We start from the raw sequence: 18946 nt of genomic DNA on the forward strand, positions 1-18946 counted from the left end.
TAGATTTGGAAAATAATTTCTTTTCCAAATCCACTTTTATATAAGTTTTATTCTTGCTCACCTTCACCAATTTTTTCCTCTGTAGCGGCTGGTAAAATCGGTTGCTGTACATTACTATCTGATATATTTTCAGCTTGATATTTTGCTTTTAATTCAAAATACTTATCTAATGAACGTCTAGCAATGACATTATTTTGATAGTAGTGAGGATCTAAATTTGTATTAACCCATGGAATCACAACAGCATAGGCAATTTCAGGATTTTCATATGGTGCAAAGCCAACATGTGTTAGGTTAATCGTGTTTGTACCATAATGCTCTTTTAATGGTCCATAGTACACTACCTCTGCTGTTCCTGTTTTCCCTGCAGCTGTATATGGTGCATCCGCAAACTGAGCTCGTGCTGTCCCTTGTTTACCAGTGTATACACGACGTAACCCTTGTTTGACATAATCAATTTCTTCTTTAGGGTTATCTATTTGATTTAAAATCCTTGGCCCAACCTCTGTTACTAATTGCCCTAGTTGTTTGCCATCCTGTGATGGATCACGTACCTCTTTTACTACATGTGGCTGCACACGATAGCCACCATTGGCAATTGTTGAAATATATTGTGCAAGTTGAAGCGGTGTATACGTATCATACTGACCAATCGCTAAGTCCAATGTTTTACCACCCATTGTTGGACCAGCTGGACCTTGTACCCCACTAAATTCATTTGGTAAATCAATACCTGTTTTTACACCTAAACCAAATTGCGCATAATTATTACGCATTTTTGCGAATGTATCATCCTTTAAACGTAAAGGCATACCATAGCTATAAGGTGTGCCATTAATCATCATGGCGATTTTAAACATATAAACGTTGGAAGAGCGCTCTAAAGCACTTAAATCATTCATCGTAATATAGCCGCCTCTGTTAAAGATCGATGTTTTAGGGGCTGTTCCAGCTAATTTAATTGGTTCATCGCCCATAGGAGTACCCATCGAGATAACATCTTGATTATAGCCCATTAGAACTGTTGCAGCCTTGACAGAAGAACCTGTTTCATAAGCTGTTGTAAATGTACCATAGGCATAGTCCACAACTATATTTTTTCCTGTTTCAGGGTCCTTTTCGATTTTTTTACCAACCATCGATAAAATATCGCCTGTATTCGGGTCCATCATAATTAAAAAGGCACGATCTAATAAATAGGAGCCGCCCATGGCCTTTAAGTTAAGCAGTTCTTCTTCTACAATTTTATCGGTTTCTGCTTGTAGCTCACTATCCAATGCTAAAACTAAATCTTTACCGGGCTCTCCTTCATAGGTTGTAACCGTATCGACTACTTGCCCCTTTTTATTGGTAATATTTTTTACAACTGTTTTTTGACCTTGTAATAACTCCTCGTATTGCGCTTCAATATAGCTTTCCCCAACACGGTCATTCCGTGAATAGTCACGTGCTAAATAATAATCAAGCCTTTCTTTTGGTATCCCCTTTGTTGGGACAGTGGTACGGCCAAGAATAGATAAGGATGATAGCTTTACACGCTTCCAGTCTGTTGTTGTATTGACGCCTGGCAGCTCTGTTAAACGCTCTGATACACGTGCAAATTCATCTGCCGATACATTTTCACTTTTAATAATTTGAGGTGATAAATTATAGCCAGAAGCCATTTCTCGATAGATTGCTAATACTTCTAAATCTTCCTCTGTTAATTGTAAAAGCTCCTCATTTGTAATACGTTCACGCACAAGCTTATCAATCTCTGCATTGATTTGACTTGTTGTAATATCTTCTTTTTGTCGAATTTTATCTTCCTCAGCCTTTGTTACTTTTTCATAGGCAGCATCATGGTTTTTAAGTATCCAGAAATCCTGCTTATCGCGCAATGTCACACGATTTGTTGGCTGTTCAATTAATTGTGCTAGCTTCTCAGCGATTTCCAGCATTTCCTCTGTTGTTGTTGTCTGCATTTTCGTATAGGTAATAGCATTTTCAGGGTGATTATCAACTAAAATACGCCCATAACGATCATACATGCGGCCCCTTGGCACACTTGTATTAACAGGCACTTCCTCTGTACTCGCTAAAAGTCGTACATATTCTTCTCCTTTTACGATTTGCATATAACCCAGTCTAAAAATTAACATTGAAAATACGATAAATATTGCAAAGAAAAGGATATTCATACGAAATGTTAAATTAGAATGATGTTTTGCCTTAACACTCGCCGCGCGATTTTTTCCTGGTACTTTACGCATATATTCCCCTCCTTATCTTGTTATCGTTTCAATACACGATACTTAGTATAGCATTCGTAGGCAGGTTTTGAAAACATCATTTATTTGACGGTGCTTGCTCATGAAAGGTTGCTCTTACAGCGCCTTTTTGGACTCTATCCGCCACTTTTGCCCTTTTATCCACCCGCCACAAAAAAAAGACTATGCCAAATCTGTGGCATAGTCCATTGTTTAATGATCATTTGTCTTCCTGTTATTAAGTTCTCCCCTCCCCCTCACCCCCACCAAACCCTTACCACTACTGGCTTTATCGCTATTTTCCTTACATTTAATCTGTAATTAAGTTCTTCCCCAAAATAGGCTTAAGCGGGTAGATTTTAGAGGTTAGCGCGGGCATTTTTAGGCGCAAAAATGATATTAAGTTCTTCCCTGAAATATGGATAAGAGAGTAGATTAAAGCGCGGGGAAATGCACGATAGCCAACGTTACAAGTCTTGCCAAATCCTTGATACGACTGTATTTAGCCAACAAAAAAGAACCGCACCACGTACAAAAATTGTACGAGCGCGGTCCTCAATCATCTTCATTTCTAAAATCTTACCCCTACTCTGGGTACCAACTTAAAACAGCCGAGAACCAACTTTAGAAGATGGGGAAAGACTTAGTTACAGGAAGATAACATTATTGTATTCCTGTAATTAAGTTCTTCCCTCCCCAAAAATCCCACCAAACCCTTACCACTACTGACTTCATCGCTATTTTCCTTACATTTAATCTGTAATTAAGTTCTTCCCCGAAATAGGCTTAAGAGAGCAGATTTTAGAGGTTAGCGCGGTCATTTTTAGGCGCAAAAATGATATTAAGTTCTTCCCTGAAGTATGGATAAGAGAGTAGATTAAAGCGCGGTGAAATGCATGATAGCCAATGCTACAAATCTTGCCAAACCCTTGATATGACTGTATTTAGCCAATAAAAAAAGAACCGCACCACGTACAAAAATTGTACGAGCGCGGTCCTCAATCATCTTCCAATCTAACCTCTTACCTCTACTTCGGGTACCAACTTAAAACAGCCGAGTACCAACTTTAGAAGATGGGGAAAGACTTAGTTACAGGAAGATAACATTTGTATTCCTGTAACTAAGTTCTTCCCTCCCCCTCACCCCCACCAAACCCTTACCACCACTGACTTTATCGCTATTTTTCTTACATTTAATCTGTAATTAAGTTCTTCCCCGAAATAGGCTTAAGAGAGCAGATTTTAGAGCTTAGCGCGGGCTTTTTTAGGGGCAAAAATGATATTAAGTTCGTTTCAGTATGGATAAGATCTTAGTGATTAGATGATAGAAAAGTGCTTGGATTTCTTCTCACCTAAACCTCCCCAAAACCTTGATACAACGCGATTTACGGCACAAAAAAAAGAACCGCACCTCGTACAAAAAATTGTACGAGCGCGGTCCTCTATTTGCTTCCAATCTAACCTCTTACCTCTACTTCGGGTACCAACTTAGTATCAGCAGGAACCAACTTTAGAAGATGGGGAAAGACTTAGTTACAGGAAGATATTATTAAATATTTGTAGCGTATTTTTCAAGTTGCTTTTCTTTTTGAGCTACCAATCCTGTTTTAGAAAACTTATCGAATTGTTCTTTATCCAAAACCTTTGTTAATTGGTTCATCACCATTTCAGTAATTATATCTTTCATCTCACCAGTACCTTGTTCATTCTCTTTAGATTTAGGTAGCTTCGTTTCTTTAATCATCACTTTCTCGCCATTTGCTTTCGTAACGTAATGACGTATATAGCCGTTTTCTTTTCTGATTTCATATGTTGCTTTAGACTTTTTATTTTTCTCTAAAAATAAATCCTCTGATAAACGGTTAGAGCTATCCTTTTTTAGAGTATTGAGGTAACTATTATTTCCTAATTGAATATTCATTATAACCTCCCGATGTGTAATATATTTACTTTTGTATCGGTTGTCCTTTGTTCAAGTTTAAACATTATACAGAGCTATTAGAAAAGGACATATTTATAATGTCGTTAAATATTGGTATCTAAATCTCACTTTAGAAAAATCAAATAACATCCAGATAACATCTTATTAACCATTAATTGTGAGTTTAGTTAACCGATAAGATAGGTAAATACAAATTTCAAAAGGGGATGTTTGAAATGAGGTCAGTAGGTATTAACGAAATGACATTAAAACTATTAGGGGTCGAGATATCTGATAAAAAGATACCGATGATGACACCACAATTTAACGGGATTGATTCAATGACAACGAAAACAGCTCCTGCTATGAGTGAAGAGGCTTATGAGGAAGCGATTCGCAAGCAGGCAAAAAAGGATTTTGAGGAAGGGAAATGTGGCGGTGAACATAATACAGCTTATCGTGCGTTGAAAAATAGCTATGTTTCTGTTGCATCACCAGACCGTAAAGGCTATATCGCCAAAAGTTTTCAGCAAGTTCCGATGAATAAACGTAATCAAATTTCGTATATGAAAATTAAAGATGCAAGTGGTCAAGAAATTGCAAATTATTCTCCTAATACAGGCTGGACAGGGGTCATGACAAAGGACGAGATGAAGAGGGAAAGTAAATTTATGGCGATTTATATGGATACTTGGAGAAGCTTAAAAGCCGAAGCACAGCAACAAGTAAAACCGACTTCGAGTTCGATTGATACATTTATTTGAGATATGCAAACATATACACAATAATATTACAAAACTAAAGTTGAACAATGTACAAATTCTTTTCTATTAGCATTCGTAAAAGGAGGCTACATAATGATAGGGAAAGTTGGGCAAACATCAAGTGATTTTTTTGAAAATACACTGCGAAGAAACCCCATTAAACAGATGGCACAGTCAACTACTAAAACAGACGAATTTATCCGTTCTTCAGGTAAAAGCGATTTGTGGAACTATTCGATGAAAGAGGTTAAGAGTCCGATATTAAGAAGTTATTCAACATTTGGTTCTTTACCTGAGCCAGATTGGCGTACGATTCCTACAAAAGGTGGGCGAACATTATCGAATGAAGAAATGCTTGAACAAATGAAAATGTTAGCACAGCGTGAAGCTATGATGAGGCATACGAACAACTATGAGCAATCTGACAGTATAGCGCAAATAAAACAATATTTATCTACTCAATATATTTCAGATGTTTCGCCAGACAGAAAAGCCTTGTACACACAAGCAAAAAAAATAAGTCAACAAGGTGAGCAGGAACAATCAAAATACCCTTTATCCTTTACACTCGTTGATATTATGTGCGATTTAGATAAAGTCGAAGGATTTAATAACAATTATGGGACGCTAACTACTTGTTATACGACAGGTTATGGGACAGATTATGAACTGAATATGGGTGGACAGTGTGTATTAAGCACGTCAAGAGGTATTTGGCAGTATCATTCAACACCTTTAGAAGGAATGAAGAGAGAGGAATTTTACAAAATTTACAATAAGGAATTAGCATCTGCACAACGGAGTTTAGATAATCAACAGTAAATTCATGTTTCTTAAAAATTAAATAACGTTTCGAAATATAAGTTTCTGTATGTGCTTCCTTGCCACGAATACGGAACGGCTGTAAAACATTAATATGACGACAAAAAAGGACCATACCGCGCACAAAAATTTGTACGAGTGTGGTCCTCTATTTCCTTCCAATCTAATCCCTTGCCCTTACTTCAGGAACCAACTTTAGAAGATGGGGAAAGTCTTAGTTACAGGAAGACAAAGCAATAAAGGCATATTCTTAAAAATCAACCTCATTTATATTATTTAAAATACTTATCTAAATTTATTGGTTTGCCCGTTTTCTTGACCGCAGGAGGTAAGAATGGGTTTTGTGCTAAATTTGGCTCAATGACCAGTAGAAGTTTTTCATACAAATCAATTAGTGCATTGCCGTAATCGATTAGTTCTTGATGAATGTCATTTAACGTATAGCGAGAGCTTTCTTTTAAATAATCTTTGGCATAAAATTCGTCCCCGTTCGTATATAACACATCTACATACAAATCATCATTCATTTCAACTTTCATTGTACCAAGTGGAACAGATGGATTGTTTTCTTCAAAAAACGGCACATCCATTTGCATTTTCATTTGATTGTCTTTTAAACTGCTTTTCACCCCGTTAATATCAACATTAAAATCATACGGCGCATGGAATTCTTCTAATTTTAAACTGTGGTTGTGCTTCATTTGATTGGCGATAGTCCGCACAGTAAACGGCTTGGTTGGATTAAATATGTAGTCAGCTTCAAACTTCTTGATTTCCGCAACGAAGGCTACGATTGCAGGATTCGTTTGTTGTTCTAAATAGTTCACCACTTTATCATAAGAGCATTTTTTCTCAGCTTGTTCCACCCAGTCTACTGTATTTCGCGCAATATTGTTTTTATACTTTTTATCTTTTGTCCGCAATGGACCACCAGGATTATACTGCTCCCAAATACGGAAGTGGAACCACGGCACCTGAAGAAGCAAATCGAAACAGTTATTTAAATCCAGCAGGGCGTGGCGTGTATGAATACGCCGAACCAGCTTTTTCTCCATTTCTTCTGCATCATATTCCGCTTCATCGGCATATGTCACAGAAATCGAAGCATCGTAGAAAGTTTCCAACATGTCATTGGCTTTCACAACCGATAAGCGAACATCGTAGTATTGAATTTCCATATAAAATTCTGGATCCTGGAGCTTCGGTACAAATTTCTTAAATCCCATTTTTACACTACCTCTCGTTTTTTATTCAAATAAGATTAGATTAAGAAAATGTAAAATAATATCAATTTATATTTTCACAGAATATATTTTCTTAGGTATCATTTCTTTTTCAGTATTTGAGTACATCATTTCGTAAAAATCAAATTCTCTTCGCCCTTCTTTTTGACACTTATCCATAATAATATCAATAATTTTAATACGGTCTTCTTTAGGGGTTTTCATGCCAAAAATAATTGCTTCCAAATCTTCAAATCTATATTCAAGGAGCCTATCTTTTGGATCTGAAAAGCTATCCAAAACACTACTTAATATAATTCGGTATTCACGCTCATGTGACCATGCGGATAGTTTCTTTAAAAAAGCTGTTTCAAACTGATTCCAGTGATTTCTTCTCCATTCATCTTCATAAAAAAACAAATGATTGCTACAAACGCTATACTCACCTTCCTCATTTTTATACCATTGTTTTTCCAAGTGTGGCTTAGGCAAAGTACCGAGATTTCTAAAAAAATCAAATTCATCGAATTCATTCTGGTAAATTATTTTTTTCATAGGAAAATCAACAAATTTATATATATTTCCATTTACTGAAGAAAAACCTGTAATAGTTTTCAAACAGAGTGAAGGATTATGTTCATCTTTAATTTTATATTTTAAACATACACCCCTGTGATTATCCCCATAAGTTCCCCAAATTGACGAATTTGTACAATTATCCATAAAACATGCAAGATATGCTTCTGGATAAGTCAATGTTTTTATAGCTTCCACATACATTTTAGTGTATTCAACGTAAATACTTTGCATTTTAACAGATTCTTTTAAACCTAACGTCATCTGAAAATCCATACTCTCAATTGCTGAATGTAAAACTTTCAATAATTCCTCATATAGCTCTTTCCCATCTGGTTTCTCGCTCATATCGTCCCAAAAAGTAAGAAAAGCATCTATCTTGTCTTCATTTTTATTTCTCTTCTCGAATTCCTCAGGAGCATTAATAAAACCGTCTTTAATATCAATTTCGATAATTGCATTGAACGCATGTCTAAATAACATTCTCAAATGGACATACATTTCTTCTTGATATATTTTATAAGGATTTTTAATAATAAAATTTAAATAAGCTTGAACAAAATTATTTGAGAAGAAAACATTATAATTCGATTCTTGTATAAATCTGTAGGCAAATTATCAATACTTTTAAAAACAGGTATATCTTCTATTTTTATCTTTTCATCTTTATCAATTAACCTTGCGAGTGTTACAACGTGTTCCAAGCAGAGAATAAAATGTTTAAGTAAATTTCTCCAAATTATCTCGTCACCTTGCCAATAATAGCGACGCATCCCCTCCATTGGATCATTTAATTGCTCTGGATGCGCAAAATAAATTTGCTGTTTTTCTAACTCTTGAAAATCACCAATAAGATTTTGAACAGTTCTAAATCTATACATAGTCCCCTCTCCTTAAACAACCCAAAAATATATAATTTGGTATATTATGTATATATAAACATTTTAACATAACTCTCTTTTACTATTGTTCAAGCCATAGTTATCTTTAGTGCAGTTCTATAGAAAAATAATTTTTACGGTATTTAAATTCCAATATTTTTAAATAAACAAAACTCTAATGTTTATAAGCATCTGTAATACTTATTTTGATATTTTAAGAATTGTAAATTCACTAAAGGAGAAAATCATGAAAACTAAAGTAATTGATATATTAGAAGATTATTTAGAATGGGAAATAATAAAAACGGAGAAAGACTATACTAATCTTCCACAGAAAGATAAAGAGGAATTAAGATTAGCCTATGACAACGATGCAAAATATTATTATGAAACGATAAATTTAAATAAGGAAACAGCTCTTCGCGCAGATACAATTACTTCATTTTGGACACTTTATAAAAGATTACTTGAATTAGAAGCTGGTTGGTCTGCATATAAAACAACAAAAAGTCTTGAACGTTTAATTTTTCAAACTAACAAAACAAGAATCAACGACTATACTGACAAAATAAGAAAGGTCAATGAAAAAATAAAACCCTTTGCGGAATTATGTTACACAAAGGGGAATTATATGCTTCTACCTCAACGAGATATGAACAAACTTAGATATAATCTAACAGAAGATAGAATAGATTGGACGCTATATGAATGTTTCGATGATGGTAAATTAACTTCTATGTTTAAAGATAAACAACATTTGCATTCTTGGATAGATGAACAAAATCTTACGTCATTATTTGTTAATAGTGATAAAAATAAAGACAATATAAAGTGGTTTGTTAATGCTGATAAGCCTAAATTGATTTCTAAAATGAACACGAATGAAATATATCAGTACCTTGAAAATGCTATATTACTAATTAAAGAAAGGAATAACGTTTCAGTAAAATAGTATAAAAAAAGTAAATAACATTACATTTAGACGCTTAGGAGAATTTTTATGCCTTCTATGGAACTAAGTTATACACTCTTAGAAGCTCCAATAATTATAAAAAGTATGATATTTCGTAAATACACTATCATAGTTTGAACCCTTGAAATGCAATGTTCGATTATACATTAGTTATTATTTCATAGATAGAAAAATCCTTCATTTTTAACGAAGGATTTCTCTGTCACCTAATAACTCTAAAATATCTTCTAAATATTTCTCTTTTATTCCAGCCTCTCGTATAATTCGCCTTACACTTATTTGCTGACCCTTAGTTTGCATCTTCTCAATCGTTCCTTGCATCCTTCGATTGCGATACTGTGTTTCAGTTTCACTAACTTTATCAATATAATTCTTTGTTTTTGGCAATTTGTGCAACTGCTGTTCCAACAACGCCAATTCATCCGTTTCATCGCCCAGCGCTTTAATTGTAATGCGCCTTAAATTTTCCGTTCGTGCAAGTAAATCCGCCGTTGCTTTCTTCACTTTTTTTAGGAGTTCTTCATCACGTTGTTCCCAATCTACTCTTTTATTAATAGCTTTGCGGGATGCGGGCTTAGGCGAGTTCGTTTCTAACCAGTTACGGTCATAACGGTATAGATATGTGTAGACAGCTGGGTGCATTTTTCGTAGCTCGGTTTTACTGTGATTCGGATACAGCTCTTGCAATTGCAACCACACCTGCCTCCTATCTTCTATGCGTTCAAGGATTTTCGAATTTGTTGGTTTGATTGCTGGTGTTGCGACAGGTTTCTTAATACTTACACTGCTAATTGAATTCATAATCGTTGGAATATCCGCAACCTTTACCCCTAAAAATTCGCACATCAATAAATGGTGGTACGGATGAAACGATTTTCTATGCTTTTGAGCCAGTAAGCGCAACCATGCTGTTGATGTAATACCTAAACTATTTAAAAACTCTTCCGAATAAAAATGCAAAAAGTCCTCCTTCAATTGCAACTGATCGATAAGCAGTTTTGATTTCCCTTTACCATATCCCTTTTGAAATAAAAGCAGATGATAAAACTTCGTCCACTCTCCAAACGAATAATGATTTATAGGGTTCGACAATAGTTCATCTATTAGCTGTAACAGTCGCATGTATTGCCTTTTCAATGGTTCAGTTACATAGCGAATCTTATTGTACTTGCAGTTTTCAGCAGTTGGCGAAACGAAACTACATCGATCAGGCTGGATTAATCGAACAGTGCTTTTCTCTAACAAGACATGATGTTTTTTACAAATCAATTGCCCTGGAAGCTGATGCAATCGATGCCAATATCGTTCGCCATGTTCAGCTTCCTCAAAGCACAGTGGACAAAAATGAAAAAACTTATTTTGTGAAATCGCACTCGACATAATGCCTGCTGTTGTATATAAGGTTTTGCCGTCATCGCCAATCATTTGATTGTAAATAGATAGCGCCTTTTCCGCTGGCAAAAATGCTGTGTAAAATGGATACAAGGTATGCTGTTCAATCAGCATCTTTTCCGTTAAAGTTGTATGCTTTGGCAATTCGTTAATTAGCTTTTTGATGCCACACGGTAAAATTGGCGTAGCGGTTGTCGTGCGCTTGCCAAACAAATCTTCTAATGTATGCAAATAAGATTGATTGCCTGATCGTAGATGATAGCGAGCAATAGCACTATACAATAATTCATCCTTATATGGCGTTGGGAATTGGATAATCACGAAGCATCACACTCCATGTATTCTCTGCGAATTAGTCCCCCTTCAAGTAAAGCTTCATAAGCTGTCTGACCCGCTTGTTTACCTTGCTTCACAATTTCTCGCAAATCTATTGTTTCTACAGTTGGCTCTGATGCAAAGTTAGTTGACGCTAAATAAGCTTTTTTAACAAGTATTGCGACATCTGTAATCGATTCATCTTTCAAAACATTCATAATAAGTGGTTTCGCATCAGCTTCGTCGATACCTAATACTTGCAATCGAACAATGGCTTCACTCACCAATTGTTCATGTTTTTGATGCTTGTCCACGCCATCTTTTAGCGACTGCATCACCTGCTTTTTATCCAGTTGAACCTTCTCACGTTGCATAAAGTTTTCGATATTTGGCATGAACAAATCATCATACTCTACTAAGCGTTTAACATTGCCTTCTTTTAATGCCTTAAGCATCGGTTGCACCATTTTCAATTCTTCATTTGCTACTTTGTTAATAAGCTCTGGCGTTATCCTTTCCTCACCGCTACTAATGGCTCGGAGCTGTACCATCATGAACAGCTTAATTAATATGTCGCATATTCCTTGCGTATGCTCGTATAACAATGCGGATAGCTCTGGTGTTAGTGGCGTTTCCAAGCGTGTCCATTGATATTTAAACAGTCCTGCAATTAACAAATCCCATATTTCATCTTTTTGCAGACGGTCCCACATAATATTGCCAGGATTAAAGCCTCTCCTTGCTTGTCTAAATTGTAACTGGAGCACTTCCATCGCCTTTGGTGTACCTACCATTACGATGGGGATATTAACCTGATTAATTAATGTCGTCATGAAATTCAATACTTCAGTATAATTTTTCTGTTTCATCGATTTTAAATGTTGAATTTCATCAATTATTAGGATACCGATGTTTTTTGAAAGACTTGCAACAATCGGCATTAATTGAGATGTAGAAAGTCGGCTATTCGCATATCGGTCAAAATATTTCGTTCCCATTAATTGATCGAACTGATAAAAGAAATCGTAAATCAATGTTTTAACAGAACCATCAAATGGTGTTTGTATAAATAAGTACGTGATTTGGTACATGTTCAGTGGTTGTTCATTGTATTCGACATGCGATATGACTTGCGGGTAAAGGTTTAAAATCCGTTGCAGTGTACGTGTTTTTCCTACCCCTGATGTACCAATAATGCTGATTGTCTGTCCTGTTTGGTTGGCAACATTATCGAAACCCTTCGTTTCTAATTTCCGATTGTTATAAAAGCTTGTTGCATATTCTGTTGATAGTGGATTTCGTGACAAATAGCCTGTTCGCAAAACCCGTTCAATAGATGAATAGAGTTCTAAGTGCAAAGGAATTGGTTGAAAAAATTGAAATAGTCGTTGAATACAATGCACACGTTTATAATCATCTAACAAGCGCTCACTTTCATGAAAAGGAGGATATAACATAAGTGACTCAATTAACCGTTCAGGAGATTTTATAGGCTCCAGTGCTTCAATTAATGGGTTCCCGCGAAATTCAATTAAATCTGCATCAACTTGATAATTGGCCAACTGTGCAACAGTACCGTTTTTAAGTTGAATAGTCATCATCCAACGCCTCCTTTTGTTTTTCCTGAAATAGCGATAGTTTATTTTTCTGAATCGGTGTGATGTGCGCAACTTGTGGTTGTTCATTTTGTTCAGACTTTGAATGAGCAAAAATCTCTTGCTCAAGCTTTCTATTGTGATGAATTCCTTTAATATTTTTTGGTAAGCTTGAATCATCTTCTGCTTTCGCCTGCTGTACAATAGCTTCAATCTCTTGTGCCAGCTGTATTTGATGATTTAATTCAATTTGCTCAAAGTCCGCATGTTGTTGACGGCGTTCCAATTGTATTAGTTGAACTTCTTCAAATGTTGATTTTTTATACATTGACTGATATTTCACTAAATGACACACTTCGTAATTTCTTCGATCATGGCGAATATAAATAACCGAAGCGTCTTGTGGATCATATTGAATTTTAATTTTGCAACTTCCTTTTATGCGTGCCTGAGAAAACCAATTTTCTTTTAATGCTTGCTTCGAACTAATACAGCCCAGCAAAGCGAATCCCTTTCGCTGTAACCGTCGCATCACCAGTAGGAAAAACATTGCTTCGAATTTGTTCAGAAGATAACTGGATTAAACGCCCGTTCCCTTTACTCAAACCCCATTTAAAAATTTCAGTAGGTATTGGAAGAACATTTTGCTCAATCATAGCTCTGCTTAAAGGATAGTTTTCCAAATAACGGTGGTTATAATAAATGATGCAACGCACTAATATTTGCGAATATTGCTGAATGTTGAGTACAGCAAGCTTGCGATAATCCTTTCCACCGCGTTTATTGAAATCTTTCTGAACAGCTCCTGGTAAAAATGGTGCCAAATGTTGCTGTAAAATGCCAAAGTACGATTCACAAATACCCTTGAGTTCTGGGCGATACGGACCTATATTACTTAGCTTAATATTTAAGTTTTCTGTAAGACTTGTTAAAGAGTCGGATATTAACTCGCTTCCCCGATCTGCTAAAAGTGTATGAGCTACATAATTCATTGGCCAATCTTCCTCACGAATATCCATATTTAAAACGCGCTTACAAAAAGCTTGCTTATTATCAAAACAGTTCGCCAAAGCCACCCTTACAGATTCTCCTGACATATTCATCAACGTAACACTTACACCAACAATCGCTCGGCTAAAAATATCTACTATCAAATAAATAGTCGGTCGCCCAACTACATTATTTTTGTCTAATGTTGATACTAAATAAATATCGCCAATAGTAGCGTCAATCGCGAATACTCCAATGCTTTTGGCATCTTCTGTAGCACTACCAATAATTGCACGATAGTTTTTTAAATACTCTCTTTGTCCCTCACGTTTGCGTACTGCATAATCTGCTTTGTACCATTTTCGGTACCAATAATAAAATTGATCAAACGATGGAATAGCATTATCCAAATCAAGCACTTTAACACCAGAATGTGCATCCTTTTTAGAAAATGACTCTTTCACCATTTGCTGATAAGCATATTTCAAAGACGGCTTTGTTTTAATAAAGTAATGCTTTTCTAATGCACCGCGAAAAATTTTCTTCCACTCCTCAGTTACAGGTGCTCGTTTAATTGCTGAATCATACACAGCTGGTCTGCCAGGCTTCTTATCAAATGATTTTTCTTGGCTTAGAGCTCTACCACAATTGATATAATCTGGTAGTAGACTGTTTTTCGTCATCCCCCTTGCCCAAAATCGCTTTAAATATTGCCGAACCGTTTTCTTTGTAACGCCAAAGTCCTCACTTACTTCCTTTATTAATTGCGCCCTGAGCTTTGAATCAAAAATAGCAGGAACCGAATAGATTGCTTGAATAATTGCCCACGCAAATTCACGTTTCGACAATTCCGCCTCTGTTAGTTCTTCATTTTCAACAGTCCTTGCATAGGGATCATGCTCAACAATAACCTTTGCTTCGTTTTGCAGGCTCTCAATTACTTCCTCTATCGCCAATTGATACGGAAAAGTTTCTTCATTTACGTTCACAACATAACAGTATTGATCATCCAGCCACACGATTCGTTCAATTGAGTTGCTTTCTGAACTTTTTAAAAGCTGATTAACCGCTAATTGCATCGCGACCACCATCCGTTTCGTTTATGCAAATGTCATATACCGATACACAATCCGTTAATTCAATTGGTTTATTTAAATTCATCGACAACTGCTTTGTAGCAAGTAAATGCTTAAATAATGTAAGTCCTGAACCATCCATCAGCTGGTATGTCTTTTCTAAACGCGCAAAGGCACGGGTAAAAGTCATTCCTGGCACTTTAAAAAGTTTGAATAAATCTGCTCCCAAGTAATGCTGTATTGCTTCAATCTCTGGAAAGTCAGAAAGGTCGAATGCTGTCATAACCCATCCAATATTAAGCGCCATTTGTTTATTAATATCCTTCTCTGTCACAATGCCAAAATCGATTTCCTTCTTATTAAAATAGCTGTAAATGATTTGCAACCTTTCAATTGTTGCTGGCTTATCCAGCTCAGAAGAACTTTTGATGACACGTGCTTCGTGATATGGCTCACCTTTAGCATTAACTTTCGTTACATAAAAAGTTGTCGTGAAAACATGGGGCACATTCGTTTTAGCGTTAAATAACTTCTTTTGTAGCTTCGCATCAAACAGCAAATTCTGTTCATGCAAATCGAGCAATGGATAATGCTCACGAATATCAATCACCGCTCCATCAAACTCTAATAAATAGTAGTAATGCAATTGCAAATCGCTCAGCAGATGCATCACACGTTGCGTCTTTTGACTAAAAATGCGAGTAGAACGACCACGTGATTTCACATCCTGTACTTGAAGCCAAGGCTTGTACTCCTTGCCCTCACCTGCACCGCGTCCTTCTTGAATAAAACGCTTTAACGTAGAGTCCTTCCATTCTTTAATCATTTATAAACACCTCGCTTACTTTGGGCAAAAAAATGAAGCCATGTTCCATTTAGGCAAATACCTCGCTTTTTTTTTGAGGTTTACCTAAAGAATCATGGCTTCTTTACGTTATTTAATTGGTTGTTCAATTTTCGCTAACTCCTTTCTATTAATAGCGCTGTTATTTTCAAGTTCTTTAACTTTCCGATAAAACGACGTACGAGAAATATCCAGCTTTTTAAATGTTTCTGTTGCGGTTTGTTTACCTTCTTTCCAGCGGTTATATTCCTTTATAAATTTGTCATCGACCTTAATTGCTGGGCGTCCAAATACAACACCTTTTGCTTTAGCAACTGCAATCCCTTCCATCTGACGTTGCTTAATACTTTCACGTTCAAGCTCATAAAGTGCACCGAATATCGTCAGTACAAATTTTCCCTGTGGCGTGGCCGTATCAATGCTTTCCTTTAAGCTGATTACTGCAACTCCACGTTCTGATAAAGTCGCCACAATTTCAAGGAAGTCACGTGTGTTGCGCGCAAGTCGTGAAATCGATTCAATTATCAGTGTATCGCCTTCACGTATGAAATTCATCATCGCTTGGAGCTGTGGTCTATTTTTATCTTTCCCGCTAATCTTTTCAACAAAAACTTTCTCAACTTTTTGCTCCTTCAGCGCAATCATTTGCCGATCAATATTTTGGCTTTGAGATGACACCCTGCAGTATCCAATTCTCAAATTGAAACACTCCTTTCAATACGAATATGCGTTTGCAACCATTATAAAATGTTTCAAAATGTATGTGAAGTAGCTGAAATGTTCCAAATGTAAGAAAGGGAGTTTTAGGAACACATTTTTTCAAACTCCCAAAAAGTATGATTTTGGGACACAGGATTTTGTGCATGCATATCTATAAGCTTGTTAACTCGATTTAGCGAGCATGGCTAACAACTGTCAATAGCCCGAAAAACGCTAAGTGTTTCTACCAAAATATGGTGTTACAATACAAGTAGAATAAACTATGTGGAGGGATATAATAATGAATATTGAACACTTTAGGGCGTATCTTTCAAAAAAGTACGATAATGAACGTGTAATTGGAGATGCAATTTCAAGATGCAAACGTGTAGAAAAGTATGAAGGTGATTTAGATGAACATTATTCTAAAGATGCTGGAATATCAATACTAAACAAACTTTCGTATAGCAAAGATGATTCTTTACGACAACTTGAGCCTAAGCATTCCATTCCTATTAAAGGTACAAAAGGTTACCAATCTATTTATGAAGGTACTCTTTCCATTTACCGTGCAACTGAACTATATTTCGATTATAAAAAAATTTGCACCGTTAATTAGCTTATGTACTGTGCTTTAATTCGCAATGTAATTAAAGCACTTTTTCTCTTAGAATTTCTTCATCTTCCCAAATTGATAATTTATCAACTTCAACAGCTGTTCCGCAAAATCATCAATCATATAGCCATCAATTAATCCTTCTTCATACATCTCATAAGATTCATCACGTAAAGCTACAATTTTCTCCTTTGCCTGATTTAGCAATTTCATTTTCATTTTATGATTGCGTTCAACAATTGCGCGCGTTATTTTTCTTACGATATACAGCGCCGATTGTCGTAACGGCATTGCTTGCGCCTCTGCTAAGTTTTCAGTGTCGCAATATACTTCAAATAATAGATCGGTGGCTCTGTCATACATTACATTCGCTTTGACGTTTGGCACATACATTATGAAGCGTCCTCCTTCATTAGCTTTTCTGTTCTATTAGCTAATGCGATTAACATTTTCAACACCTCTTCAGCAAGTTTATCAAATGCTTCAAATTCATCCTGATTGATATATTCCAACATTTGAGATATGTCTAAAAAGCATCGGCATTCACATAGACTACCAATTGCGCTATTTAAACGGTCATATTCTTTCCCGTAGTAAAAGTTAGATACTCCTTCCGCAATATTGGCACAAACACTTGTGCTCGCACGTCGCAATTGATCAGAAAGATTATTCGTTTCGTAAGCTGGAAAAGTTTTAATAAGGTTATTCATCTTTTTATTAAATACTAATGCTTTTTTATAAACGTGTAATTCGCGGAAATCTCCTATACTTTGTTTTTTCATTTGGATATTACTCCTTTCACTATGCGTCTTGGAAATAATAATGGCTTGAATGATACGTCAATGGCACTGGTTTACTTTGCGCCATGCTTTTGCTCATAACCGTTAAATTCACTGTATAAGGGGTGAGCAATACTGGCGTTTGTTCAAAAATTATGAAGTTATCTACTACATTTTCAATGCCCACTTCTGTGAGAAAGCCTTCTTGCAATGCAAAATGGTCTTCTTTAGAAAGCATGACATTCGATAAGATTGGTACGTTGAACGAGTGCGCTATTTCTTTTAACTCATTTAAATGGCTACGACAATATTCATAATCCATTAATTCAAGTGGACGAAGCTGTCGTTCATCGAGTAGAACGACAACTTTGTCCTCCTTTGCAATTGCTGAAAGTGTTTCTTTAAGATTGGTCGTTTTTACAAATGGTGTATTTTCTACATGAAGATTGTGAAAAATTTTATTTACATATTGCTGGAACAGCGCCAGCTGATGTGGGGAGGATTCCAATTGATGAACAATGCTTGGAATCGTTGAAGTTGCATCACGATGAAACTTATAATCGTGACGCATAAGAAATTTGTTTTGAATGCTTTGAATGGATTCGTAAAAGCTATAATAGAGGATTTGATAGCCTTCACGCGCAAATTGTTCAATAAGGTGTGTGAACAGCGCATACCTTTCATCATACAGCCGACCTACGAATATATAGAGTTCAGGAGAAAAACCACCTTGAAGCCCGCTATCAAAATTAGTCAATCCTGTCGACAGCTTGTTCTTTGCACATACGGTCAGCTCTTCATACATGTCATGAATGGCTACGTTCATGATTTCACCTCACCAAAAAGTAGTTCGGTCCAAACTTCTCTCGGTAATTCTTCAAAGTATTCTTCAAAAATATCGATACCTTGATCTACTTGCATAAAATAGTATTCAGCACAATCTACGGCAATTACTTGTTGAAATTTCGTAATGCCGAGCTCTTCTTTTAGTTCAGGAATGTTGTAAATAATTCCACGTTCACCAGCTACAACTGGTACAAATTCGCCCTTTGCAAATGGCCAAATAGCCTTTTTCACTCGACATACAGCAACAATTTCAACATATTCACTGCGCTTTTCTTGAGGTTGCGCTTCATATTTTTTTAATTGCTCTACTAACGTTTTTTTGTTTCGAAATTTAATAAATGATGCTTGGTGTCCCATAATGGTTCCTCCGTTCATAGATATTTTT

At 35.9% G+C, this 18946-nt stretch carries 19 protein-coding genes; 4 read left to right on the forward strand and 15 right to left on the reverse strand.

What is annotated here, in order from left to right; genetic code table 11:
* Positions 1-47 precede the first annotated feature (47 nt).
* Positions 48-2252, reverse strand: a complete 2205-nt coding sequence (locus tag ACIQVU_RS02240; protein ID WP_340806458.1) for a peptidoglycan D,D-transpeptidase FtsI family protein — start codon at positions 2250-2252, stop codon at positions 48-50.
* A 1546-nt stretch (positions 2253-3798) separates the two neighbouring features.
* On the reverse strand, positions 3799-4170 hold the full coding sequence (locus tag ACIQVU_RS02245; protein WP_402893583.1) for a hypothetical protein: 372 nt from the start codon (positions 4168-4170) through the stop codon (positions 3799-3801).
* A 236-nt stretch (positions 4171-4406) separates the two neighbouring features.
* Here ACIQVU_RS02245 and ACIQVU_RS02250 point away from each other — a divergent pair, with 236 nt between their 5' ends.
* Positions 4407-4934 carry a hypothetical protein gene (locus ACIQVU_RS02250; protein ID WP_402893585.1) on the forward strand — a complete coding sequence of 176 codons (528 nt, stop codon included), beginning with the start codon at positions 4407-4409 and terminating at the stop codon, positions 4932-4934.
* 93 nt (positions 4935-5027) lie between these two features.
* Positions 5028-5756 carry a hypothetical protein gene (locus ACIQVU_RS02255; RefSeq protein ID WP_402893588.1) on the forward strand — a complete coding sequence of 243 codons (729 nt, stop codon included), beginning with the start codon at positions 5028-5030 and terminating at the stop codon, positions 5754-5756.
* 272 nt (positions 5757-6028) lie between these two features.
* Here the strand turns inward: ACIQVU_RS02255 and ACIQVU_RS02260 are convergent, their stop codons facing one another.
* The 3 genes from ACIQVU_RS02260 to ACIQVU_RS02270 form a co-directional block, all read right to left on the reverse strand.
* A complete protein-coding gene (locus ACIQVU_RS02260; RefSeq protein ID WP_402893590.1) occupies positions 6029-6982 on the reverse strand; it encodes a hypothetical protein in 954 nt (317 codons plus the stop codon).
* Positions 6983-7048: 66 nt separating this feature from the next.
* On the reverse strand, positions 7049-8038 hold the full coding sequence (locus tag ACIQVU_RS02265) for a DUF2971 domain-containing protein (protein ID WP_402893683.1): 990 nt from the start codon (positions 8036-8038) through the stop codon (positions 7049-7051).
* Positions 8039-8097: 59 nt separating this feature from the next.
* Positions 8098-8436, reverse strand: coding sequence for a hypothetical protein (locus tag ACIQVU_RS02270; RefSeq protein ID WP_402893592.1), 339 nt, complete (start codon positions 8434-8436; stop codon positions 8098-8100).
* A 247-nt stretch (positions 8437-8683) separates the two neighbouring features.
* Here ACIQVU_RS02270 and ACIQVU_RS02275 point away from each other — a divergent pair, with 247 nt between their 5' ends.
* Complete coding sequence (locus ACIQVU_RS02275; RefSeq protein ID WP_402893595.1) at positions 8684-9388, forward strand: hypothetical protein; 705 nt, start codon at positions 8684-8686, stop codon at positions 9386-9388.
* 204 nt (positions 9389-9592) lie between these two features.
* On the opposite strand, the gene ACIQVU_RS02280 is transcribed toward ACIQVU_RS02275, so the two are convergent.
* The 6 genes from ACIQVU_RS02280 to ACIQVU_RS02305 all read right to left on the reverse strand — a co-directional run bounded on the left by ACIQVU_RS02280 (position 9593) and on the right by ACIQVU_RS02305 (position 16320).
* The gene (locus ACIQVU_RS02280; RefSeq protein ID WP_402893597.1) at positions 9593-11122 is read right to left on the reverse strand and encodes a TnsD family Tn7-like transposition protein; all 1530 of its coding nucleotides are present in this window, start codon (positions 11120-11122) and stop codon (positions 9593-9595) included.
* Entirely contained in the window at positions 11119-12717 is a 1599-nt protein-coding gene (locus tag ACIQVU_RS02285; RefSeq protein ID WP_402893599.1) for an AAA family ATPase, read from the reverse strand. The genes ACIQVU_RS02280 and ACIQVU_RS02285 overlap by 4 nt, the downstream gene beginning before the upstream one ends.
* On the reverse strand, positions 12698-13213 hold the full coding sequence (locus ACIQVU_RS02290; RefSeq protein WP_402893601.1) for a hypothetical protein: 516 nt from the start codon (positions 13211-13213) through the stop codon (positions 12698-12700). The genes ACIQVU_RS02285 and ACIQVU_RS02290 overlap by 20 nt, the downstream gene beginning before the upstream one ends.
* The gene (locus ACIQVU_RS02295; RefSeq protein WP_402893604.1) at positions 13197-14780 is read right to left on the reverse strand and encodes an integrase; all 1584 of its coding nucleotides are present in this window, start codon (positions 14778-14780) and stop codon (positions 13197-13199) included. Before ACIQVU_RS02295 ends, ACIQVU_RS02290 begins: the two co-directional genes overlap by 17 nt.
* Positions 14764-15603, reverse strand: a complete 840-nt coding sequence (locus ACIQVU_RS02300) for a TnsA endonuclease C-terminal domain-containing protein (RefSeq protein ID WP_402893607.1) — start codon at positions 15601-15603, stop codon at positions 14764-14766. Before ACIQVU_RS02300 ends, ACIQVU_RS02295 begins: the two co-directional genes overlap by 17 nt.
* 108 nt (positions 15604-15711) lie before the next feature.
* On the reverse strand, positions 15712-16320 hold the full coding sequence (locus ACIQVU_RS02305) for a recombinase family protein (RefSeq protein ID WP_402893610.1): 609 nt from the start codon (positions 16318-16320) through the stop codon (positions 15712-15714).
* A 301-nt stretch (positions 16321-16621) separates the two neighbouring features.
* On the opposite strand from ACIQVU_RS02305, the gene ACIQVU_RS02310 reads away from it, so the two are divergent.
* Positions 16622-16939 carry a hypothetical protein gene (locus tag ACIQVU_RS02310; protein ID WP_402893613.1) on the forward strand — a complete coding sequence of 106 codons (318 nt, stop codon included), beginning with the start codon at positions 16622-16624 and terminating at the stop codon, positions 16937-16939.
* A gap of 48 nt (positions 16940-16987) precedes the next feature.
* On the opposite strand, the gene ACIQVU_RS02315 is transcribed toward ACIQVU_RS02310, so the two are convergent.
* The 4 genes from ACIQVU_RS02315 to ACIQVU_RS02330 are packed head-to-tail and all read right to left on the reverse strand — an operon-like array spanning position 16988 to position 18918.
* Positions 16988-17329 carry a hypothetical protein gene (locus ACIQVU_RS02315; protein ID WP_402893616.1) on the reverse strand — a complete coding sequence of 114 codons (342 nt, stop codon included), beginning with the start codon at positions 17327-17329 and terminating at the stop codon, positions 16988-16990.
* Positions 17329-17718 (reverse strand): four helix bundle protein, encoded by a 390-nt coding sequence (locus tag ACIQVU_RS02320; RefSeq protein WP_402893619.1) that lies wholly within the window; start codon positions 17716-17718, stop codon positions 17329-17331. Before ACIQVU_RS02320 ends, ACIQVU_RS02315 begins: the two co-directional genes overlap by 1 nt.
* Before the next feature lie 19 nt (positions 17719-17737).
* A complete protein-coding gene (locus ACIQVU_RS02325) occupies positions 17738-18541 on the reverse strand; it encodes a hypothetical protein (RefSeq protein ID WP_402893620.1) in 804 nt (267 codons plus the stop codon).
* Positions 18538-18918, reverse strand: a complete 381-nt coding sequence (locus ACIQVU_RS02330) for a hypothetical protein (protein WP_402893622.1) — start codon at positions 18916-18918, stop codon at positions 18538-18540. Before ACIQVU_RS02330 ends, ACIQVU_RS02325 begins: the two co-directional genes overlap by 4 nt.
* Between the last annotated feature and the right edge of the window lie 28 nt (positions 18919-18946).

Origin of the sequence: Lysinibacillus sp. NPDC098008 (assembly GCF_044760715.1) — a bacterium.
Lineage (GTDB): Bacteria > Bacillota > Bacilli > Bacillales_A > Planococcaceae > Lysinibacillus.

Bases quoted from the DNA above. Each gene is read 5' to 3' on its own strand.
- ACIQVU_RS02250 (WP_402893585.1), top strand. From the start codon at position 4,407: ATGAGGTCAGTAGGTATTAACGAAATGACATTAAAACTATTAGGGGTC.
- ACIQVU_RS02330 (WP_402893622.1), bottom strand. From the start codon at position 18,918: ATGGGACACCAAGCATCATTTATTAAATTTCGAAACAAAAAAACGTTA.
- ACIQVU_RS02300 (WP_402893607.1), bottom strand. From the start codon at position 15,603: ATGATTAAAGAATGGAAGGACTCTACGTTAAAGCGTTTTATTCAAGAA.
- ACIQVU_RS02275 (WP_402893595.1), top strand. From the start codon at position 8,684: ATGAAAACTAAAGTAATTGATATATTAGAAGATTATTTAGAATGGGAA.
- ACIQVU_RS02315 (WP_402893616.1), bottom strand. From the start codon at position 17,329: ATGTATGTGCCAAACGTCAAAGCGAATGTAATGTATGACAGAGCCACC.
- ACIQVU_RS02255 (WP_402893588.1), top strand. From the start codon at position 5,028: ATGATAGGGAAAGTTGGGCAAACATCAAGTGATTTTTTTGAAAATACA.
- ACIQVU_RS02295 (WP_402893604.1), bottom strand. From the start codon at position 14,780: ATGCAATTAGCGGTTAATCAGCTTTTAAAAAGTTCAGAAAGCAACTCA.
- ACIQVU_RS02285 (WP_402893599.1), bottom strand. From the start codon at position 12,717: ATGATGACTATTCAACTTAAAAACGGTACTGTTGCACAGTTGGCCAAT.
- ACIQVU_RS02270 (WP_402893592.1), bottom strand. From the start codon at position 8,436: ATGTATAGATTTAGAACTGTTCAAAATCTTATTGGTGATTTTCAAGAG.
- ACIQVU_RS02325 (WP_402893620.1), bottom strand. From the start codon at position 18,541: ATGAACGTAGCCATTCATGACATGTATGAAGAGCTGACCGTATGTGCA.
- ACIQVU_RS02320 (WP_402893619.1), bottom strand. From the start codon at position 17,718: ATGAAAAAACAAAGTATAGGAGATTTCCGCGAATTACACGTTTATAAA.
- ACIQVU_RS02260 (WP_402893590.1), bottom strand. From the start codon at position 6,982: ATGGGATTTAAGAAATTTGTACCGAAGCTCCAGGATCCAGAATTTTAT.
- ACIQVU_RS02310 (WP_402893613.1), top strand. From the start codon at position 16,622: ATGAATATTGAACACTTTAGGGCGTATCTTTCAAAAAAGTACGATAAT.
- ACIQVU_RS02240 (WP_340806458.1), bottom strand. From the start codon at position 2,252: ATGCGTAAAGTACCAGGAAAAAATCGCGCGGCGAGTGTTAAGGCAAAA.
- ACIQVU_RS02245 (WP_402893583.1), bottom strand. From the start codon at position 4,170: ATGAATATTCAATTAGGAAATAATAGTTACCTCAATACTCTAAAAAAG.
- ACIQVU_RS02265 (WP_402893683.1), bottom strand. From the start codon at position 8,038: ATGTTATTTAGACATGCGTTCAATGCAATTATCGAAATTGATATTAAA.